The following is an 18316-nucleotide window of genomic DNA, read 5'->3' as shown; positions in this document are numbered from 1 at the left end:
GTAAGATATGACTAAAAATAAGATGTATTTTAAAATGATAATGAGTTCTTTATTGCGGCGCCGTTCAAGAATGTTGGTAGCTTTAATGGCTATTGCAATCGGCTCAACCGTTTTATCGGGCTTATTGACTATTTACTACGACATTCCGCGGCAGATGGGAACGGTGTTCCGCTCATACGGGGCAAATATGATATTTCTTCCTTCCGAAAGCGATGCAAAAATAAAAAAAGAGCAAATCGATAAAATAAAAAAAGAAATCGACTCAGGCAAACTTGTAGGTTTTGCTCCTTATATTTACAAACCTGCAAAGGTAAACGAGCAGCCCTATATGATAGCAGCTACCGATCTTATAAGTGCAAAGAACAATAGTCCCTATTGGCTTGTACGCGGACAATGGCCTGACAAAAAAAAGGAAGTTTTAATAGGCCATGAAATAAGTAAGGCTATAGGTTTATCTATAGGAGATAATTTTATTGTAAACACTCCGAAACCTGACGGAGATGTAACCGTAAACGAGTTTAAGGTTTCGGGCATAGTTACAACAGGGGGTGTCGAAGAAGAGTTTATCTTTATGAGCCTTGAGGATATAAAAAATATTATAGGCTATAATGATGCCTTCGATGTAATTGAGTGCAGTATTGACGGAAACAGGGACTATCTTAATTTAATTGCCGAAAAAGTTTCAAACGATGTAAAAGGTATTACCCCCCGTCTTGTAAAGCGCGTTACCGAATCTCAGGATACGGTTTTAAGTAAACTTCAGGCCCTTGTTTGGATAGTTACCATCATTGTTTTGTTTTTGACTATGATATGTGTAACCACTACCATGATGGCCGTAGTTGTGGAACGCAGAAAAGAAATAGGCTTAAAAAAAGCTTTAGGTGCTTCAAATAAAAGTGTTGTTATAGATTTTTTGGGAGAAGCGGTTATGCTTGGGCTCATGGGCGGTATTTTGGGAATAGGGTTCGGTTACTTATTTGCAAATAATGTAAGTATAAGTGTCTTTGCAAGAGAAGTTTCCTTTCCTATAAGGCTGGCACCTTTTACCGTAATTTCTTCCATCGTTATAACTATTGTTGCTTCCCTCTTTCCCGTAAGGGCAACTGTGGATGTTGACCCTGCTCTTGTTTTGCGCGGAGAGTAATCTTAAATTTTAAGGAGAATTTTAATTTATGAATATTTTAACCTTAACCGAAATTTCAAAAATATATGGAGATCTAAAAGCCCTCGATAAAATAAATTTAACGGTTGAAGAAGGAGAGTGGCTTTCCATAATGGGGCCTTCGGGTTCAGGTAAAACCACATTGATGAACATAATCGGCTGTATGGATAAGCCTTCTTTAGGAAAAATTGATTTGGCTGGTCAGGACATTTCAAAACTTTCTTCTAAAGAATTGACGATAGTCAGGCGGGATATGATAGGTTTGGTTTTTCAACAATTTCACCTTGTAAACTATCTTACAGCCCTTGAAAATGTTATGATGGCCCAGTACTATCACAGCCTCCCGGATGAAAAGGAAGCTCTTGATGCCCTTGAAAGTGTAGGTTTAAAAGAAAGAGCCAAGCATCTGCCCAATCAATTATCGGGAGGAGAACAGCAGCGTGTCTGTATTGCCCGTGCTCTGATAAATCATCCCAAGCTCCTGCTTGCTGATGAACCTACGGGAAACCTTGACGAAAAGAACGAAAAACTTGTAATGGAAATTTTTGAAAAACTCCATAATGCGGGAAGCACCATCATAGTTGTAACCCACGATCCTGAGGTTGCGGATCAGGCTGAACGGATGGTTGTCCTTGAGCACGGTAAAATAGCAAGAATTGAAAAAATGAGCAGGGTAAGACCCTCAAGAGGAGAGAATGTATGAAAAATTATAAAATTATTTTGGCTGCACTGTGTTTTATCTGTATTTTTTCTTGTTCAAAAACGGAAACAAAGAAGAGTATAAAATACAAAGACGGCGTTTATAAGTCTTTTGCCAATATTAAAGACGATTGGGGCGGAACAGCCGAGGTTGAAATAAAAATTGAAGAAGGTAAGATTGTTGAGTGTACATTTTTGTCTTACGAAAAAAACGGCAATCTAAAAGGGCCTGAATACGGAAAGGTTGACGGAGTTATAAAAAATATGGGCCTTTATAAAATTGCTCAAGCCTCTGTTTTAAAAGCTGCGGAGTACGGTCAAAAATTAATTGAAACTCAAAATATTGATGATGTCGATGTAATAGCCGGTGCTTCAATTTCTTATAAACTGTTTAAAGATGCGGTTGAAAATGCATTGCAGGGTGCAATGCAAAATGCAAAAGAAAATTAAGGAAACCTCTAAAAAACTATGGAAAATTTACAAACAAAAAAACTGACCGTGTTTGAGCTTGCAAAATTAAATATCAAAAGAAAACCTTTTAGAACTGCAAGCCTAATTATTCTTACGGCTGTTTTAGCCTTTAGTCTTTTTGCAGGCAGTTTTTTGGTAAAAAGTTTAAGGGGCGGAATGTTGTCGCTTTCAAATCGTCTGGGTGCTGATATTATTGTCGTACCCCAAGGTTATGACTCAAAGATTGAAAGCGCCTTATTGAGAGGAGAACCTAATAGTTTTTATTTTGATACGGAAGTCGTAGAACGTGTAAAAAAAATTGAAGGGGTTGAACTTGCATCTCCCCAGCTTTTTATTGCAACCCTCTCTGCAGGCTGCTGCTCTTTTCCTTTACAGATTATAGGTATCGATTTTGATTCAGATTTTAATGTAAAACCTTGGCTTAAAAAACAGATAAAACTTCCTCTTTTGGATAATCAAATTGTAGCCGGAAGTAATATATCAGGCGATTATAATTCTCAAGTAAAATTTTTTAATCAACCCTTTGTGATTGCAGGCCGTTTGACTAAAACGGGAATGGGCTTTGATAATTCCATTTTTATGACAATAGAAAATGCAAGGAAGCTTGCAAAAGAGTACGAAAGAATTATGCAGCATCCTGTTGCAAAAAATGAAAATTTGATTTCAAGTGTTATGGTAAAGATTAATCCGAAATACGATGCAGGTGAGGTAGCCAAAAAAATAAGAGAAGAATTTAAGGGAGAAGAAATTTATCCTTTAATATCGAAGAGGATGATGACAAATATATCTTCAAGTATTTCAAGCTTAAATATCTATGTTTATATCCTTATTGCGATCCTATGGGTTCTTTCGTTTATCGTATTGGCCGTTTCTTTTTCTTCGATTTTTAATGAGCGTAAAGAAGAATTCGGAATGTTGAGGATAATAGGAAGTACTAAAAAGAAGTTATTTGAACTTGCGGTTTTAGAATCTCTTATGATAAGTATGTCGGGAGCAATTATAGGAACGGTTCTTTCATGTTTGATTATGTTTTTATTTAATCAGGCAATTGTTACAGGAATGAAGATGCCTTTTTTAAACCCATCTTTTCTTTGGACATTTGTTTGCTTTCTTTTGACCTTTGCCCTTATTTCGGTAATAGGCCCCCTTGCAGCCCTTAAAACTATGTATAGTTTTACAAAAGAAGAACCGGCTTTATCAAAATCTTAAAAGCCTGATTTATTGCAAGTGTAAAAGTTTGACTTTATCTCAATTTTAAAAAGGCTTTAGTTATTTTTAAAAAAACCGATATTTTAAGCAGATGAGAGGTGTATTATGCGTAAAGCTATGATTTCTTTTTGTTTTATTTTTTGTTCTTTTTGTCTGTTTGCAGGCGATATTGCGACCTTTGTTAATTTAGGTTTTTCGGCTGACGGAAGTAAATTTGCTTTCGGACAATACGGATTAACCGATCAAACCTATCGTGCCTATGCAGAAATTTATGGGGTAGATGTAGCAGAAAATAAGTTTTTACCTTCAGGACGCTTTATAACAAGTCCGACATCTGAAACGGCCGATAAAGACAGTAAAAATATATTTTTAAGCCTTTTGGATAGGGCTAATCCTTCTCTTTTAAAATGGAAGATAAGCGATAAAAACGAGGGAAGGGCTATTTATGCAGCTACGGATTCTACAATAAACGAAACTACCTTGATTTTTAAAGACTTTGAAACCAATGACGAGTATAAGGTAATGCTGTACAAGGATAAAAAATCCAATTTAGAAGCTTCTTTCTATATTGAAGTCGAAATCATCAAACCTAACGGCAATAAGATAAAAAAAGCAGCCGGTCAAAAAGGAAAAACCAGATCAGGTGTACGGGACTACGCAATAAAAAAAGTAATTATCGATAACACAAACACAAGCCTCATCTTTGTAATCGAAAAACATCAATATGATAAACTGGGAAACTCCATCCGCTACATGGTAGAAACTATTAAGCTATAACTCTCCTCATCAATTGACAGTAATCTTTTAATGTTCTATAATTACCCCCAAGAATAACTTTTGGGGGTATTTTTGAGTATGCACATTGTAGAAGCAAAAAAAATTACGGAAGAAGTTAAGAGGATGGCTATTGAAGCCGCTTATTATCTTCCGCAAGATGTATTGACAAGTTTAAAGATGTCGCGGGAAGCTGAAAAATGGAGCTTAGCCCGTGATACTCTCGATCAGATTATAGAAAACGCCGATATTGCAAAAAATACGAATTCGCCCATGTGCCAAGATACGGGAATGGCCGTAGTTTTTGTTACGATTGGGCAAGACGTTCACATTGAAGGCGGCTATATCGAAGATGCTATAAATGAGGGCGTAAGACAGGGTTACACGGAAGGTTATTTAAGAAAATCCGTTGTTGCCGATCCCGTTTACAACAGGGTAAACACAAAGGATAATACACCTGCCGTAATTCATTATAATATCGTACCCGGCGATAAACTTCATATTATGTTTGCAGGAAAGGGCTTCGGCTCCGAGAACATGTCCCGCCTTGGAATGTTAAAACCCTCCGACGGCCTTGAGGGGGTAAAAAAATTCATATTGGAAACTGTAGAACTTGCAGGCCCCAACCCCTGTCCTCCCATAGTTGTAGGTGTCGGAATAGGCGGTACCGTAGATAAGGTAACCTTAATAGCAAAAAAAGCCTTGATGAGACCGATGGATAGTTATAATCCCGATCCTTTCTATGCCAACCTCGAAAAAGAAATGCTTGAGAAGGTAAACGCCTTAGGTATAGGCCCCCAAGGTTACGGAGGCAAGACTACGGCTTTAAGGGTTTTAATCGAAACCTATCCCACACATATTGCAGGTCTTCCTATTTGTGTAAATATAAACTGTCATGCAACACGCCATAAGGAAGTTACTTTATAAGGGAGGAAGGAAAAATGTCTGAGATGAAAAAACTTACAACACCATTTACAAGGGAAGATTTAAAAGATGTTAAGGCCGGAGATATTGTTTTATTAAACGGCTATATTTATACGGGAAGAGATGCAGCTCACAAACGCCTATGCGAACTTTTAGAAAAGGGAGAAAAACTCCCCATAGATGTAAAGGGGGCTGTCATGTACTATGTAGGACCGAGTCCTGCAAAGCCCGGAGAGCCCATAGGTTCTGCAGGGCCTACAACCAGTTACCGAATGGATGCCTATACACCTCAGCTTTTAGATGAGGGGCTTATGGCTATGGTCGGAAAAGGAAAAAGAAACGATGAGGTAGTTGCAAAAATAATAGAACATGGAGCTTGTTATTTTGCCGCCATAGGAGGAGCCGCTGCCTTGATTAAAAGCCGAATTAAATCGGCCGAAGTTATCTGCTATGAAGATTTGGGAGCTGAAGCTGTCCGTAAGCTCTATGTTGAAGACTTTCCCGTAACTTGCATAATCGATTCCAAGGGGAACAACCTTTATAAACTGGGACGCGAAGAATACCTAAAAAGCCTAAACTAAAAGGTAGATGACTAATTTACAAAAAATTAACCTAGAGCTTAAAAGTCAAAAAGAAAAATTTACAGCTCTTTTAAAAGAAAACGGCCTTATTGCGGACTCCCTTGAAAGTGTTTACGGCATTTTTGATGAAGCCGACAATTTGGCCGCCTGCGGAGGGCGAGAAAAAAATATCTTAAAATGCTTTGCCGTAAAAGATGAATTTAAGGGCATCGGTCTTACCGATGAGATTCTTTCGGCCCTCTTAAAAGACGCTTACGGAGAAGGTTATAAGTTCTTTTTTATATTTACAAAAAGATCAAGCGTTTCCTTTTTTACGGGGGCAGGATTTATAAACTTAGCCTCATCGGATGATTCTTCCTTATTATACAGGGGAGAAAAAACCGTAGAGGAGGTTTTAAAGAATGAGCTTTTTCCTTATTGCCCCGACAGTATACTTGACAGTATAAGCGATGAGGGAAATGCAGCCATAGTTATGAATGCAAATCCCTTTACCCTCGGCCACAGATATTTAATAGAAAAAGCCTTAGACTATTGCGGAAGCAAGAGCCGCCTTTTTGTTTTTGCCGTTGAGACCGACAAAAGTTTTTTTTCTTTTAATGACCGTTTTATGCTTATCAAAAAAAATACGGACGACTTAAAAAATGTAGTAGTGCTTCCCTCATCTCAATTTTTAATAAGCGGAGCAACATTTCCGTCCTATTTTTTAAAAGAAAAAAGTTTAATAAGCAAAAATCAAACCCAGCTTGATGCAAGGATATTTTTAAAATACTTTGTACCTCTTTTTAATATTAAAATTCGCTTTTTGGGAGAAGAACCCTTAGACCCGAGTACCGAAATATATAATCAAACTCTATTGAATGAACTCCCTCCTCAATGTGAGGTAAAAATAATTAAGCGTAAAAAAACTCAAAATCAGCAAATCATTTCCGCAACGCAGGTTAGAAAAGCATTTCAAAATAATAGTCTTGAAGAAGTGCGTTCCTTTTTACCGGAAACGACTTATAATTTTTTAAGGTCTTTAAAACAAAAAAACTAATTGATACCGGAGAAAAGATGAGTTTATCTTTATTGGAAAAAAGAGAAAAAACCGATTTTTTTGAAAAAGAACTTTTAAGCCGTTCTCCTTTTAAAACACTTGTAGTAATCAGAGCCAATATTCCGGGCGGAAAGAAGGGCTCAATCGAATCGAATTGGATTGTATACCGCATTTTTTTGGAATGTAAAAAAAAGATGGCTCCGCTAAAAATTTTTCATTCCTACACCGATGAAGAAGGCTTAATCTTTTTTTTGATTGTAAATGCACCTCCCTTGGAAGTGAAGGCTTTGAGCATAAAAAGTGAAGATGATGAAGCCCTTGGCCGCCTTGCCGATATCGATGTTTTAACTTCGGAAAAACTTTTTTCGCGTAATGATTTTCCCCATGAGAATAAGAGGCGGAAATGTTTTTTATGCGAAAAAGATGCCGTGATCTGTGCGAGGAGCCGTGCTCATTCCCAAAAAGAAATAATGGATTTTATCTTAAAAAAAGTTCATGAAAATTGGTCTTACGATGGGGATATTTTTGAACTTTTGGGTAATTTAACCGAAAGCTCCCTCCTTGCAGAGCTTTGCCGTCCATTGGGATTCGGCTGTGTTACGGCTAATTCCCAAGGCTCCCACAGGGATATGGATTTTTTACTCATGCTTGAATGTATTCCCCTGATAGGGAATGCAATTAAAAATTTAAGCGGAAAAGATTGCAAATCCTTTGAGGCCCTGCGTGAATACGGGAAAAAACAAGAAAAAAAACTTTTCGATTTAACGGGCGGGGTAAACACCTATAAGGGTGCCTTATTTTTGCTTCTTATCTTAAATGCCTGCATCTTCCGTATAATAAAAGAAAAAAAAGCCTTCACCGATTTAAGCAAAGAAATTGCAGACTTTTCTCTTCCCCTAAAAAAAGATTTTGAGCTTAAAGCCTGCTCCCCGTCTTCTTTACAAGCCTTTAATAATTTGGGGAGCGGGGGAGTGAGGGGCTTAGCCCTTTCAGGCTTTGCAGAACACTTTCAAAATTGGCTACCTCTCTATAAAAAAACTTTTTCGGAAGGCGAGGACTTTGTAAAAATTATTGTTAAGATGATTGAAACTACCTGCGACACTACAATTATAAAACGCAAAGGAGAAAACGCCTTACTTGAGGTACAAAAAAAAGCTCACAGCCTTCTTTGTATAAACGATAAACCGGCCCAAGAAATCGCTATCACGGAATTCTCGGCATGGTGCGAAAAAAACAATATCTCCACAGGCGGCACCGCCGATAAAATTATCATTTTGTATAATCTGGAGTTGGTGAGGGAGATTTTTGTTTGACAGAGCTTATAAGAATGGAATAAAAAATAAGCCCTAAAAACGCTAAGACTCTTTAATATCTTCACTTTAAGTTCCCTATTAATTTAGCCGATACTATGAACATGGGCAGTTTTAATATAAACTTTAAAAAATATATTTTTATTTTGTTTTTTTCTCTTTCGTTTTTTTCCGTTTATTCTGATGATGATATTAAGGAGTCTTATGACAGCGAATTTTTAAAGGTTGATGATGGGCTGATTCCTCTGGTTCCTTTAGATAGAGTGCCTGATTCCGCTTTGGTTAGAAGGGATATTGCAAAATCATGGCTTTTAGCGGCTCCTGAAGAAATTGCTTCCCGGCATTTACACATTGACGCGGATTCGGCCGGAAACCTTTTTAAAATAAGATCGGTATATCTAAAAGAGAAAAAGCTTCTTGCCGTAGTTATAAGCCCCATCGATACCGAGTTTTCAAACCTCGAAAAGGTTCCGCAAGGGACATGGATTTTATACCGGAATTATGAAACGGGAGCTCCTGAATGTATTAAAATTTATCCGCGTGAAAATCCTGAACTTTATTTAAGCATAAGACCTTCATCATCAAAAGATAAATCGCTTATAAGTATTTGTCTTTTTAATACTTATGTCAGAAAAGATATTTCCGTAGGTATTCCTTTTGAGAATTTATATTATTTATCTCTTTTAAAACTAAGGGACATTACAAAGGATATGCTCCCTTGGGACATCTTCAATCCGCCCATTTTTTATAACGGTGTTGAAGCAGCTTCAGATACAATTCGGGACAGGTTAAAGACCTTGGTTTATATTCAAGACGGAGCCTTTGATGAATTCGGTGAACCCATTCATTTAACAGACGGAAGGCCTCAGACTGAAGATGATATTGTTAAAGCCGTTCGGCCCGACCAAAGGCTTAAAGATGTAAAAGGCGGCGTAAACTGTTCAGGTTTTGCCAAATGGATAGTGGACGGAATGATTCGGCCCATCGCAGGGCAGGGTATCTTTATTAAAAGCCTTAAAACAGAAACCGATGTACCTGATACTTATTTTACCAAGCCTTACAAAGAAAGAGAACTCTATTTCGGTCTTGAGTGGATACGTAATCTTGCGGCTGCAGCGTTAAGTTTAAACGTAAAGCGTACTGTAAAGCCCATAGGCTCGGGCCTTGATGTTACGGTTGAACCCTTTGCTCTTGTGCCTCCCATAAAGCAAAAGAATGTAAAAGAAGATTTTGCTTCGTTTAAGGGATATGAAAAAACAGCGGGTTATCAGACTTCGTATTTGCAAGCTCTCCTTTATTACCTTGCCATAAGCGAGCCGGGGCATTTTTATTTAGGAGCGGTAAGCCGTACTGTAAGTCCTGAAAAAGGAAGTCCGCCTCTTAGACAATATCATCATATTGCCGCTTTTTTCCCTTATTTTGACGTTTTCGGTAATTTTCATATTGATGTTTACGAAAGCGGAAAAGAAACTTCAATAGAGCAATTTATGAGCTTGAACTCTGATGCCTTTACAGCCTTGGTCAGAATCAGGGCTCCCCAACCCGGAGTATTCAATCCTTAAGATAAGCCGTAATGGTCTATAGTCCGCCGATAGGCTGTCTATAGACTGCTTATTACTTGAGGCAGGGCCTTATCTCCCATTTTATTTTTTAATAAAAAGGCTAGGGCAGTTCCCGTTAAAAGCCCTAAAAAAAGGCCTCCTACAGCCGCTTTTTCGGTGTAAAAAATGAGGTAGGAGCTCAAACTGAAAACAAAGGCTAGGAGTATGGGAATAATAACCGAAGAAAGGGTTTGAATCCTTGTTTGGTTTTCATTAATTTCTACAATAACGAAGTCTCCTTTTTTTAAATTTTTCCCGCTATTGTTTAAGGCCGTAATCTTATTTCCGCTGACTGCCAAAAGCCCTCTTTCCTTATTCTTACCGGCAAAACCGCAGCCTCCGCAAGTTGCACAGCTTTTTACCGCATAGCAATCTTTTTGTTTTATGGAGCAGGCGTTTTCAGTCTTTGAATTATCCAAATCTATGTTTATCTTTTCTACATTGTTTTTATCAGTCCACACTGATGTAACTATTCCGTATCTTTGCAAAGTTCCGACTCCTCAAAAATTCTTTTTATTTCTATTGCGTTCCCCTCATCATCGGTTTTGATAAAAAGGCCTTGAAGGACGGGGCGTGCCCAAGCGTCTTTTCCGAAATCGGGAAGGCAGGTGCGGTATTCTCTTATTTTATCTTCAATCGCATATCCGCCCACAGAATTAAGGCTTCCTGTTCTGCCTGCATCCGTTATGTAGGCGGTTTTATTTTCTAAAATACACTCATCGGCTGTCTGCACCCTTGTTCCCGATCCGATCAGGGCTGAAACCTTGCCTGAAAGCAAAAAGCCTAGGGCTTGTTTTTCGGCAGTTGCAAAAGAGGAAAAATCCACAAAGATGATATCCGCTTCTTCTTTTAATCGGGAAACAAGTTTTTCGGTTTCAGTAAAGGGATTTTCAGCCATTATTTTGTGATGTCCTATTCTGCCGATGACTGAAACGACGGCTATTTTTTTGTTCGGTTTTAAATTAAAAATCTTCCATCCGTTGCCGGGAGATTCCGACGGCAGATTAAAGGGGCGTAGTACATGGGGTGTTTTAGGAAGGTCATCTACCAAGTCTTTTTTTTGAAAGATTAAATCTCCTGAAGTGATACAGTCGATGCCTAGTTTTTTTAAGTAGACTGCATGCTGTTTTCCAAGCCCCCCTGAGCCCGTAGCCGAATTTGCATTAGCAATAACAAAATCGGCCTTATATTTTTCTTTTAAATTTGGAAGTTGTGTTTTTACTAGCCATACACCGGCCTTGCCTGTAATTTCGGCAATATATAAAATATTCATTATTTATTCTTGATAATCCATCTCTTTTAAAATTTTATTGCATCTTTCAGCCAAATCATTCATTCCCAATTCAAGATAGGTATCACGCAAGTTAAAAACCGCATCTCCCATTTCAGGGTCAAGTGTAACGGCCGATTCAAAGGCTCTCCGTGCAGCCCTATAGTTTTCCTTATTAAACAAAACCGTTCCGTAATTATTCCAAACCCTTCCGTTTTCGGGCTCCAGTTTTATAGCACTTTCAAAGGCTCTTTCTGCCTGATCGATGTCTCCCGTTTCAAATAAAACAAGCCCTAATGAATCCCAAGCATCAGCCTCATAGGGATTGTATTTTAAGGATTGAAAAAGGGCGAACTTACTGTCGTTTTGTCTTTTAGCAGCATAGTAGCTCAATCCTAGGTTGAGCCACATCAGGCTGTTATCGGGTTCAAGGGCAAGCCCTTTTTTTAAGCAGGCTATAGCTTCATTGTGAAAGCCCTGCATAGACATGCTCACTCCCGTATCGTTAAAAAATTGAGCCGATTCTTGCATTTTCTACCTCAATATCGTGTTAAACAAATCGAAGATAAGTTCTTTTGCTTCGTTTTGTTTGTAATTATTTTGAAGCTTTATCAATGAAGCTTCTACAATCTTTTTGCCGTAATCTTCTGCCCTTTTTACAGCCTTTGAAGAACAAATAGCCGAAATCGAGGCTTCGACTGCTGGAGATTCTATGCCTTCCTTTGAAGCCTGCTTAAATAAAAGCTTTATTTTTTCGGCACCTTCAGGATTTTCTTCCGTGTAAAAAATTAGAGGGAGGCTTTTTTTGCCTTCAACTATGTCATCGCCACGCCTTTTACCGGCGTTGCCTTCAGTAATATTTTTTACATCGTCCAAGATCTGAAAACCTATACCCATATCGGTCATAAGTTTTCCGTATTCCAGAACTTCATTGATAGGTCTACCGGCAGCTATAAAGCCTAATTCTCCTGCCAACTTTGCAAGAGAGCCCGTTTTTAGGCTTATCATAGTTATGTATTCGTCGACTGACGGAATTATATCGGGATTTGAATGCCAGCCTATATCCATAGATTGCCCTAAATGAAGCCTTCTTAAATTTTGCGTGTAAAGCGAGTATATTTCGGCCCTTACGGATTCGGAAGTTTCATAATTTGTCAGGGGATTAAGGGCTTCAAAATAAAGCCATGAGGCGGAATTTAAAGCCGTATCAAGCCCGTATTTTATGTGAGTCGCAGGAGCCCCTCTGCGGGTATCGGATTTATCCTCTATATCGTCATGGACGAGGCTTGCCGTATGACAAAATTCGATGAGGGGGGTAAGGGGGTAGGCCTTTTCGGGATCGCCTTCTTCAAGTTCGCATGAAAGAACACATAGAAGGGGGCGCCACCTTTTTCCTCCGCGTTTTACCAAATCCCTTACAGGATTGATGATATTCAAAAAAAAGCCGTCCGGCAAGCCGTAAGCTAATTCGCCGAAACTTTGAGAAATCCACGAAGAATTTATTTTTTCGGGCAAAAAACAATCGAGAGTTTTTTCGATATGTTCAAGCCGATTTTTTAATTCCATCATCTTTTCACAATATATCACAAAAAGGAAAAATTGGCAATCTATATTTGGTAATTGCCCAAATTCTTCTTTTTTGGTAAAATAAGAATGCTATAAAAATTTTGGAGCAGAATTATGGCAAAAGAAAAAAGAATTTTAGACCTTGAAAAGACAATAAAAAAACATCAAGACCTTTATTATAATGCCCAGCCTGAAATTTCGGATGCGGAATTCGATGCTCTTTGGGATGAATTAAAAGCACTGGATCCTCAAAATAAACTTTTTTTTACGGTTCCGCTGGAATCTACCGAGGGTTTTGCAAAGTCGGAGCATATTATTCCTATGGGAAGTCAGGAAAAGGCTGCCGATCCGCCTTCATTTGAAGCTTGGGCCTTAAAGATGCCCTTTAAAGAATATATCGTTCAATATAAAATGGACGGAGCAAGCCTTGAGCTTCAATACGAAGAAGGGCATTTTGTGCGTGCCGTTACAAGAGGCGACGGAAAAATCGGGGACGATATAACCGAGAATGTGCTTAAAATGAAAAGGCTGATAAAAGACATTACTGTAAATGCGGATCATGCCTCCGCCGATGTGGCAAAACCATTTTCAGGCGGAATAAGGTGCGAGGTTATAATGCTTCGTTCCATTCATCAAAAATACTTTAAGGATAAGGCTAATTGCCGAAATGCTGCAAACGGGCTTATGAAAAAAAAGAACGGAGAATTGTGCGAACACTTAAATCTTTTTGCCTATGATGCCGTTCAAGGAAGTATAGGCAATCCCTTTACGGGAGATGCCCCCTTTAAAACCGAGTCCGAAAAACTCGTCTGGCTTAAAGAAGCGGGCTTTAATTGTGTTGAAGTAAAATACTGTAAAAGTATTGCTGAAGTAATAGAATATAGGGCTCATGTTATGGATATCCGCCCTTCATTGGACTATGACATAGACGGCCTCGTAATCAAAAACGATACAATCGATCCTGAAGATATGAAGAGAGCCCGCCCCGAAAAGCAGATAGCCTTTAAGTTCAGCTTGGAAGAAGCGGTTACCGTCCTAAAAGAAATCGAATGGAGCGAGTCTGGGGCAACCTATACACCCATAGCCATTATAGAGCCTGTACGCCTTGCCGGTACTACGGTAAAAAGAGCAAGCCTTGCAAACCCTAACATAATCAAGGCTCTAAACTTAAAAATCGGAAGCAGGGTAGTGGTAACCAAGAGGGGGGAGATAATTCCTAAGATAGAAGCTCTTGCAGAAAATCCTCCTAATGTTAAAGAAATAGAATATCCAGATACATGTTCCGTATGCGGCAGTCCTCTTACCAATGAGGGTACAAGGCTTTATTGCCCTAATATGAGCTGCCCTAAACTTATTCATCACCGAATCGAAAAATGGATAAGCGTTCTCGATATAAGGGATTTCGGTATAACCCTCATAAAAAGACTTTTTGAGATGGGACGGGTTAATTCAATCACCGATTTATATACCCTCACTGTCGAAGAACTGGCAGCTATAGACCGCATGGGAAAGCTTTCTGCCGAAAAGGTATATAAGGCCCTCCATTCCAAAAAAGAAATAAGCTTAACCAAATTTATTGCAGGTTTTGATATTGAAGGAATCGGCGAAACAATGGTCGAAAAGCTTGAAGAAGCGGGTTTTAATGATTTGAATGAGCTTCTTAGAGCCTCGGAAGCCGATTTTACAAATGTTTATCAGTTCGGGCAGGTTCTATCCCATACCTTAGTAACAAACCTTTCGATCTTAAAAGGTGAGATGACCGGATTGATAGATAAGGGTTATATAAAAATTAAACCTCCGCTTACATCGGAAGAGGGGGCAGTTTTAAAGGGCTTAAGTTTTTGTTTTACTGGGGAGCTTAACACGATGAAGAGGGCTCAGGCTGAAGCCTTGGTAAAAGAAAAGGGGGGAACTGTAAAATCTTCCGTTGTAAAGGGCCTAAGTTATCTTGTAACCAATACACCCGATTCAGGGTCATCTAAAAACAAAAAAGCCCAAGAATTGGGAACAGCAATCATAACCGAAGAGGCTTTTTTAAATCTTATTGGGAAGGTATAGCCTTGTTAAAGAGAAAAAAAAGGTTTTTAATTATTTTTTTATCCGTTTCTCTTTTATTTTTTTTAATCTTCGGACTGACGGACTTTTATAATTATAAATTCGGCTCTATCAAACAAAAACTGTCTAAAACAAATTTAAGTATTTATAGTACGGGAACGATGATAAAAACATTCGGACAAAATACCGAAACGGTAAGTGCCGTTATTTCTTTTTTTACACCGAGCGGAAATCTTATAAACAGTTACGAAAGAGCTTGGCAGGGCTGGGAGCTTAATCTTGAATGTATAGTTTTTACCTTTGAATCAGGTTCAATAGTATTTCCTTACCGCCTTTTTTCGAATGAGTCAAAGTACGGTACCGGTGTAAAACTTTTTGATTATTATAACCGAGATGGGTATCCTGCAATTTATGATTACTCTTTTTTTTCAAAAGAAGAAAAAGAACTTATAAAAAACCTTTACGGATATGCAGTTTTTTCTCCCCATCTTTTAAAAGTTTTTTCTTATGCAAAGATAAAAACCGTAAGTTTACATAATTTTAAGCCTGATACGGAATATCTTTTATATGCCGGTTCTGATGGAGAAATAAAATTTATAAAGGGCAGCCTTTAAAAATAGCGGTTTTTATAATACCCCAAAAATTAAGGAAAATTATCTGAAATTTCGGGTAAAACCTCTTGACAAAATCCGGCATATCGAGTAAACTCGCTCTTGTTGTCTATGCCAACTTAGCTCAGCTGGTCCAGAGCACGTGATTTGTAATCTCGGGGTCTAGGGTTCGAATCCCTAAGTTGGCTTTTTATGGGGAGTTTCCCGAGCGGTCAAAGGGGGCAGACTGTAAATCTGTTGGCTATGCCTTCCAAGGTCCGAATCCTTGACTCCCCATTTTGGGATTGTTTTAAGTCTTTTGATAAAAAGAGCTTGAAACAATCCCTTTTTTGTTTTATACTATTGACATGGATAAGCAATTCTGGAAAAGCGGTTTAAATTTTTCATGTACAAGGTGTTCGGCCTGCTGCCGATTTGATCCGGGATTTGTGTTTTTATCCGAACATGATCTTTCGAGATTATTGGAATGGGCAACTATGCCGAAAGATGAATTTATAAAAGTGTATTGCCGCTGGGTTCCTAAGGATGACGGTTTTGAGTACCTATCCTTAAAAGAAAAACCCAATTATGACTGTATACTTTGGGATGACGGATGTAAGGCCTATACTGCCAGACCCCGTCAATGCTCGGATTTTCCTTTTTGGAATTCGATTTTAAGTTCAAAGGATATGTGGGATATAAATGCCCGATATTGTCCCGGTATGGGAAAAGGCGAATTTTATTCTGCAGAAAAAATTGAAAAAATTCTTACAAGGAGAAAAGCTGAACCTTGTATTAAACGGAGAGTAGATTAAAATCTTAAGGAAGAATTTTTGGAGTATTTATGCTTGTAAAATTTTGGGGCGTTAGGGGGTCGCTTCCGGCTCCGCTTACGCCGGCACAAGTTCAAAGTAAGATTGCTGCTGTAGTTCAAAGGATAACTCTAAAAGACATCGAAAGTCAGGACTCAAGGGAAAGGTTTTTAGCATCTCTTCCTAAATGGCTTTTTGGTACTATAGGATCCAATACCGCCTGTGTTGAAGTCGAAACCGATGACGGTGGACACCTTATTTTTGATGCAGGAACAGGAATAAGGGAGTTAGGAATCGATTTGATGAAAAGACCCGACTATGGAAAAAACACGACCTATCATTTGTTTTTTTCACATTTTCATTGGGATCATATTCAGGGTCTTCCTTTTTTTAATCCCGCCTATGACCCCCGAAACAAGATAATTGTTTACAGTACCCGAAAAAAAGCAAAAGAATTTTTAGAAGATCAGATGAAGTATCCGTATTTTCCTATTTCGATGTTAGGAGAAGACGGATTCGGTGCTTCTTTTGAGTTTAAATATATTGAGCCTGATCAAAAATATGTTGAGATAGGCGATACTAAGATAGGCTGGCATAGAGTGCGTCATCCGGGAGGATGTACGGCCTATTCGGTAATTGAAAAAGGAAAAAAAATAATTTATTCTACAGATACGGAGCTCCGTCCTCGTGATTTTGAAAGGAACGAACAAAATGCCGAATTTTATACCGATGCCGAGATGCTGATAATTGATGCCCAATACACCCTTACCGATTCAATTTTAAAGGAAGGGTGGGGACACTCGACTTTTTCCGTAGCCATAGATTTTGCAGCCGGTTGGAATATAAAAAGCATTGCTCTTTTTCATCATGAGCCTACATATCATGATAAAAAAGTATTTTCGCTCAAACAAACAGCCGACTGGTACAGGGATTGTTCTCGTGCTCCCGATATCAAGATTTTTATTGCTCAAGAAGGCAGGTCTTTTTTAATATGAGTGAAACCGAATCAGTATCATATTTGTTTTCAGATAACGAATTAAAACAACTGGCTTTATACCTCAGAAAAAATGCCGACTCGCTTCCCAGAGTTTTAGAACCATTATCCGATTTTGCAGAATCGTACGTTTATGGGAGGATGACTATAGGAGAAGCAGAGGCTTTTTTTGAGCAAGCCTCCTTATAAGAAAAAAGGAATTTTTTATATGAAAAATAAATCAAAGATTGTCATAATAATATTGTGTATAGCCGGCTTTCTTGCCGGTACAATATTTTTTGTTTTGTCGCTTAATAATCCCCCTTTGGAATTTTCAGAGCCGCTTGTAACATTTAAAATACCGCGCGGTACTGCAGCAAAAACGGTTATTGGTGAGTTAAAAGCTAAAAATCTTATACGCTCGGAGCTTTATGCCTATGCCTATCTTAGGCTTAAAAAACTTAATTTAAAGGCCGGCACATACCAAATAAAGCCCGAAATGACCACCCATGATATTTTGCACAAACTTACAGAAGGCTCTCAAGCTCTTAAAAAGCTTACAATACCTGAGGGCTTAACTTTAAAAAAAACGGCTCAAGTTTTCGAAACTGTAGGTCTTATAAAAGCTGAAGACTTTATTGCAATAACTTCCGATTCCGATTTTTTAGAAAAAAACGGAATTAAGGCAAAAACAGCTGAGGGCTTTTTATATCCGGATACCTATTTTTTCGGAGAAGAAGATACTCCTGAGATGATGGTAAAAATGATCATAAAAACCTTTTTTGAAAAAACTTCATCCATTCCGAATTTTCCTAAAGATTTTAACGAAATCTATAAAAAAGTGATTTTGGCCAGCATTATTGAAAGAGAGTATCAGCTTCCTGAAGAAGCTCCTATAATTTCAAGCGTTTTTACTAACCGGCTTAAAATAAATATGGGGCTTCAATCATGTGCAACCGTTGAATACATAATTACCGAAATCAAAAATAAAAAGCATCCTACTCGGCTTTTTTATGAAGACTTGGAAATTCAAAGTCCTTACAATACCTACATCCATGAAGGCCTTCCGCCGGGGCCTATTTCGAACCCCGGATTTACGGCCTTAAATGCTGCCTGTAATCCCGCAAATACGGATTATTTTTATTTTAGACTGATCGATCCGGATACCGGAAAGCATGTATTTACAAAAACCATAACTGAGCATAATAAGGCCGGAGAAGGTCTTTTATTAAAAAAAGCCGCCGGTCAATAATAGGTACTTGTAGAATAAAATTATCATTTGT

At 38.3% G+C, this 18316-nt stretch carries 20 protein-coding genes and 2 tRNA genes; 18 read left to right on the top strand and 4 right to left on the bottom strand.

Translation table 11 applies throughout. The features are described from left to right. Positions 1 to 7: 7 nt before the first annotated feature. The 10 genes from HYB91_RS05725 (at position 8) to HYB91_RS05680 (ending at position 9728) form a co-directional block, all read left to right on the top strand. Positions 8 to 1144: an ABC transporter permease gene (locus tag HYB91_RS05725; protein ID WP_002678201.1), complete on the top strand. Its 1137-nt coding sequence runs from the start codon at positions 8 to 10 to the stop codon at positions 1142 to 1144. Between the two features lie 28 nt (positions 1145 to 1172). Further along, entirely contained in the window at positions 1173 to 1865 is a 693-nt protein-coding gene (locus HYB91_RS05720) for an ABC transporter ATP-binding protein (protein ID WP_002678210.1), read from the top strand. Further along, the gene (locus tag HYB91_RS05715) at positions 1862 to 2311 is read left to right on the top strand and encodes an FMN-binding protein (RefSeq protein WP_002678212.1); all 450 of its coding nucleotides are present in this window, start codon (positions 1862 to 1864) and stop codon (positions 2309 to 2311) included. Before HYB91_RS05720 ends, HYB91_RS05715 begins: the two co-directional genes overlap by 4 nt. An 18-nt stretch (positions 2312 to 2329) precedes the next feature. Continuing rightward, the gene (locus HYB91_RS05710) at positions 2330 to 3541 is read left to right on the top strand and encodes an ABC transporter permease (RefSeq protein ID WP_002678213.1); all 1212 of its coding nucleotides are present in this window, start codon (positions 2330 to 2332) and stop codon (positions 3539 to 3541) included. A 105-nt stretch (positions 3542 to 3646) separates the two neighbouring features. Then, the gene (locus HYB91_RS05705) at positions 3647 to 4318 is read left to right on the top strand and encodes a DUF2259 domain-containing protein (protein ID WP_002678215.1); all 672 of its coding nucleotides are present in this window, start codon (positions 3647 to 3649) and stop codon (positions 4316 to 4318) included. A 78-nt stretch (positions 4319 to 4396) separates the two neighbouring features. Beyond that, entirely contained in the window at positions 4397 to 5242 is an 846-nt protein-coding gene (locus HYB91_RS05700) for a fumarate hydratase (RefSeq protein WP_002671202.1), read from the top strand. A gap of 14 nt (positions 5243 to 5256) precedes the next feature. Further along, a complete protein-coding gene (locus HYB91_RS05695; protein ID WP_002669045.1) occupies positions 5257 to 5820 on the top strand; it encodes a Fe-S-containing hydro-lyase in 564 nt (187 codons plus the stop codon). 7 nt (positions 5821 to 5827) lie between these two features. Beyond that, the gene (locus HYB91_RS05690; RefSeq protein ID WP_002678216.1) at positions 5828 to 6856 is read left to right on the top strand and encodes a nucleotidyl transferase family protein; all 1029 of its coding nucleotides are present in this window, start codon (positions 5828 to 5830) and stop codon (positions 6854 to 6856) included. Positions 6857 to 6873: 17 nt separating this feature from the next. Then, positions 6874 to 8169, top strand: coding sequence for a citrate lyase holo-[acyl-carrier protein] synthase (citX, locus tag HYB91_RS05685; protein ID WP_002678217.1), 1296 nt, complete (start codon positions 6874 to 6876; stop codon positions 8167 to 8169). A 95-nt stretch (positions 8170 to 8264) separates the two neighbouring features. Then, positions 8265 to 9728: a hypothetical protein gene (locus tag HYB91_RS05680; protein WP_002678218.1), complete on the top strand. Its 1464-nt coding sequence runs from the start codon at positions 8265 to 8267 to the stop codon at positions 9726 to 9728. Between the two features lie 38 nt (positions 9729 to 9766). Here the strand turns inward: HYB91_RS05680 and HYB91_RS05675 are convergent, their stop codons facing one another. The 4 genes from HYB91_RS05675 to HYB91_RS05660 are packed head-to-tail and all read right to left on the bottom strand — an operon-like array spanning position 9767 to position 12606. Beyond that, complete coding sequence (locus HYB91_RS05675; RefSeq protein ID WP_002678219.1) at positions 9767 to 10255, bottom strand: SoxR reducing system RseC family protein; 489 nt, start codon at positions 10253 to 10255, stop codon at positions 9767 to 9769. Next, positions 10237 to 11040, bottom strand: coding sequence for a TIGR00282 family metallophosphoesterase (locus tag HYB91_RS05670; RefSeq protein ID WP_002678220.1), 804 nt, complete (start codon positions 11038 to 11040; stop codon positions 10237 to 10239). Before HYB91_RS05670 ends, HYB91_RS05675 begins: the two co-directional genes overlap by 19 nt. 3 nt (positions 11041 to 11043) lie before the next feature. After that, positions 11044 to 11568 carry a tetratricopeptide repeat protein gene (locus tag HYB91_RS05665; protein ID WP_002671188.1) on the bottom strand — a complete coding sequence of 175 codons (525 nt, stop codon included), beginning with the start codon at positions 11566 to 11568 and terminating at the stop codon, positions 11044 to 11046. Between the two features lie 3 nt (positions 11569 to 11571). Next, positions 11572 to 12606 carry a polyprenyl synthetase family protein gene (locus tag HYB91_RS05660; protein WP_002678222.1) on the bottom strand — a complete coding sequence of 345 codons (1035 nt, stop codon included), beginning with the start codon at positions 12604 to 12606 and terminating at the stop codon, positions 11572 to 11574. Positions 12607 to 12717: 111 nt separating this feature from the next. Here HYB91_RS05660 and ligA point away from each other — a divergent pair, with 111 nt between their 5' ends. The 8 genes from ligA (at position 12718) to mltG (ending at position 18285) form a co-directional block, all read left to right on the top strand. Continuing rightward, positions 12718 to 14661 carry an NAD-dependent DNA ligase LigA gene (ligA, locus tag HYB91_RS05655; RefSeq protein ID WP_002678224.1) on the top strand — a complete coding sequence of 648 codons (1944 nt, stop codon included), beginning with the start codon at positions 12718 to 12720 and terminating at the stop codon, positions 14659 to 14661. Positions 14662 to 14663: 2 nt separating this feature from the next. Further along, on the top strand, positions 14664 to 15272 hold the full coding sequence (locus HYB91_RS05650; RefSeq protein WP_002678226.1) for a hypothetical protein: 609 nt from the start codon (positions 14664 to 14666) through the stop codon (positions 15270 to 15272). Between the two features lie 110 nt (positions 15273 to 15382). Then, positions 15383 to 15457, top strand: a tRNA-Thr gene (locus tag HYB91_RS05645). 6 nt (positions 15458 to 15463) lie between these two features. After that, positions 15464 to 15545: transfer RNA gene (locus HYB91_RS05640), tRNA-Tyr, on the top strand. Between the two features lie 71 nt (positions 15546 to 15616). Further along, the gene (locus tag HYB91_RS05635) at positions 15617 to 16063 is read left to right on the top strand and encodes a YkgJ family cysteine cluster protein (RefSeq protein WP_002671181.1); all 447 of its coding nucleotides are present in this window, start codon (positions 15617 to 15619) and stop codon (positions 16061 to 16063) included. 29 nt (positions 16064 to 16092) lie between these two features. After that, positions 16093 to 17055: an MBL fold metallo-hydrolase gene (locus HYB91_RS05630; protein WP_002669065.1), complete on the top strand. Its 963-nt coding sequence runs from the start codon at positions 16093 to 16095 to the stop codon at positions 17053 to 17055. Beyond that, positions 17052 to 17243: a hypothetical protein gene (locus tag HYB91_RS05625; RefSeq protein ID WP_002669067.1), complete on the top strand. Its 192-nt coding sequence runs from the start codon at positions 17052 to 17054 to the stop codon at positions 17241 to 17243. The genes HYB91_RS05630 and HYB91_RS05625 overlap by 4 nt, the downstream gene beginning before the upstream one ends. A 19-nt stretch (positions 17244 to 17262) precedes the next feature. Further along, positions 17263 to 18285, top strand: coding sequence for an endolytic transglycosylase MltG (gene mltG, locus HYB91_RS05620; RefSeq protein WP_002678229.1), 1023 nt, complete (start codon positions 17263 to 17265; stop codon positions 18283 to 18285). The last annotated feature ends 31 nt before the right edge of the window (positions 18286 to 18316 follow it).

Origin of the sequence: Treponema sp. B152, from assembly GCF_024181665.1 — a bacterium.
Taxonomy (GTDB): domain Bacteria; phylum Spirochaetota; class Spirochaetia; order Treponematales; family Treponemataceae; genus Treponema_B; species Treponema_B denticola.
This window is presented reverse-complemented; position numbering and strand designations above follow the sequence as displayed.

What these genes read in the sequence shown, in the direction of transcription:
- HYB91_RS05725 (WP_002678201.1), top strand. Translation starts at nt 8, where the DNA reads ATGACTAAAAATAAGATGTATTTTAAAATGATAATGAGTTCTTTATTG.
- HYB91_RS05690 (WP_002678216.1), top strand. Translation starts at nt 5,828, where the DNA reads ATGACTAATTTACAAAAAATTAACCTAGAGCTTAAAAGTCAAAAAGAA.
- HYB91_RS05705 (WP_002678215.1), top strand. Translation starts at nt 3,647, where the DNA reads ATGCGTAAAGCTATGATTTCTTTTTGTTTTATTTTTTGTTCTTTTTGT.
- HYB91_RS05695 (WP_002669045.1), top strand. Translation starts at nt 5,257, where the DNA reads ATGTCTGAGATGAAAAAACTTACAACACCATTTACAAGGGAAGATTTA.
- HYB91_RS05710 (WP_002678213.1), top strand. Translation starts at nt 2,330, where the DNA reads ATGGAAAATTTACAAACAAAAAAACTGACCGTGTTTGAGCTTGCAAAA.
- HYB91_RS05630 (WP_002669065.1), top strand. Translation starts at nt 16,093, where the DNA reads ATGCTTGTAAAATTTTGGGGCGTTAGGGGGTCGCTTCCGGCTCCGCTT.
- HYB91_RS05670 (WP_002678220.1), bottom strand. Translation starts at nt 11,040, where the DNA reads ATGAATATTTTATATATTGCCGAAATTACAGGCAAGGCCGGTGTATGG.
- HYB91_RS05625 (WP_002669067.1), top strand. Translation starts at nt 17,052, where the DNA reads ATGAGTGAAACCGAATCAGTATCATATTTGTTTTCAGATAACGAATTA.
- HYB91_RS05700 (WP_002671202.1), top strand. Translation starts at nt 4,397, where the DNA reads ATGCACATTGTAGAAGCAAAAAAAATTACGGAAGAAGTTAAGAGGATG.
- HYB91_RS05715 (WP_002678212.1), top strand. Translation starts at nt 1,862, where the DNA reads ATGAAAAATTATAAAATTATTTTGGCTGCACTGTGTTTTATCTGTATT.
- mltG (WP_002678229.1), top strand. Translation starts at nt 17,263, where the DNA reads ATGAAAAATAAATCAAAGATTGTCATAATAATATTGTGTATAGCCGGC.
- ligA (WP_002678224.1), top strand. Translation starts at nt 12,718, where the DNA reads ATGGCAAAAGAAAAAAGAATTTTAGACCTTGAAAAGACAATAAAAAAA.
- citX (WP_002678217.1), top strand. Translation starts at nt 6,874, where the DNA reads ATGAGTTTATCTTTATTGGAAAAAAGAGAAAAAACCGATTTTTTTGAA.
- HYB91_RS05665 (WP_002671188.1), bottom strand. Translation starts at nt 11,568, where the DNA reads ATGCAAGAATCGGCTCAATTTTTTAACGATACGGGAGTGAGCATGTCT.
- HYB91_RS05635 (WP_002671181.1), top strand. Translation starts at nt 15,617, where the DNA reads ATGGATAAGCAATTCTGGAAAAGCGGTTTAAATTTTTCATGTACAAGG.
- HYB91_RS05720 (WP_002678210.1), top strand. Translation starts at nt 1,173, where the DNA reads ATGAATATTTTAACCTTAACCGAAATTTCAAAAATATATGGAGATCTA.
- HYB91_RS05680 (WP_002678218.1), top strand. Translation starts at nt 8,265, where the DNA reads ATGAACATGGGCAGTTTTAATATAAACTTTAAAAAATATATTTTTATT.
- HYB91_RS05660 (WP_002678222.1), bottom strand. Translation starts at nt 12,606, where the DNA reads ATGATGGAATTAAAAAATCGGCTTGAACATATCGAAAAAACTCTCGAT.